Consider the following 1,068-nt stretch of genomic DNA (forward strand, 5'->3'; position numbering starts at 1 on the left):
CTTCCCATGTCAACGCTCTCCTTTGAACTCATATAGTTGGGTTCATTATACAATAAAGAACCCTATAAAATAGAGAACGAATAAGGGTTTTTTATCCGTGTCTATTCTATAGGGTCCAGTTTACTTCAAATGAGGTGTCTTTTTTCATGCCCAAAAGGAGGTGAAATTCTATGGCATATAATTTTGGACTTAAGATTGGCATCGAGGTTGTGACTGCTACATATAGTTTAACAGTCACATGGTAAAGTGGTATTGATTGAATCAGCTGTTTGTATTGAAGGATCTGGAATTATGGTTAAATTATTGATGAAAATTTATCCCGGAAGATTATGATAATCATTGTAGAGAAAAGGAACGATGAATAATGAGTCTAACTCCATTGTTTAATTCATTTTGAAAGGCTATCTAACATATTAAATAGACGTTACAAACGGGTTGACTAAATTTGATAAGCGGGTTATTTTAGAAGCAATGGAGCGGACTAATTCCAAAGGGAAATCTTTTTGCTTACTCATTATGAATGACTCATAATTGAGGGAATATTTGGAAGGGGAGCAGATGGTTTATGAGTAAAACAGTCTATTTTTTACAGGGATTAGCACATGATACGGATAATTGGGACGAAGTGATTCACTATTTGCCTGATTCATATCGGACGATAACAATCGATGCTTTAAGTATTGGATTTGAAGGCGATTCTTTTTCATTTGAAAGGGCTGCTCGAGAGTTAAATGAGCGGATCGACTCCCAGACCCCTTCACTTATTTGCGGATTATCCTATGGCTCCGTTATCGCAACGCATCATGCTGTTTTATTTCCAGAGCAGAAGCACACGTATCTACTGGTAGCCGGCCAAATTCATCCTCCAAAAATTGTAACAAAACCAATGCGTTTCTTTCATCCGGTTGTTTGGAAGGTGATTGAGTGGTATGCAGGAAAAAATGTGAACTACCCACCACTTAAATCCTCCGGATTTTGAAGTGGGGGCTTCCTACGAACTCCATTCTTGTCTGCACAGGTTTCATGCAGACAGAGGAATCGGATATGGGTAGGCTCAAAAGGCAGTCC

The 1,068-nt window shown here is 38.5% G+C and carries 1 protein-coding gene; it reads left to right on the forward strand.

Annotated features, from left to right (window positions below; all coding sequences use genetic code 11):
• The first annotated feature begins 565 nt into the window (after nt 1-565).
• Nucleotides 566-979 (forward strand): alpha/beta fold hydrolase, encoded by a 414-nt coding sequence (locus tag ACYQ4S_RS11940; protein WP_459771365.1) that lies wholly within the window; start codon nt 566-568, stop codon nt 977-979.
• The last annotated feature ends 89 nt before the right edge of the window (nt 980-1,068 follow it).

This window comes from Alkalibacterium sp. s-m-28 (genome assembly GCF_054658175.1).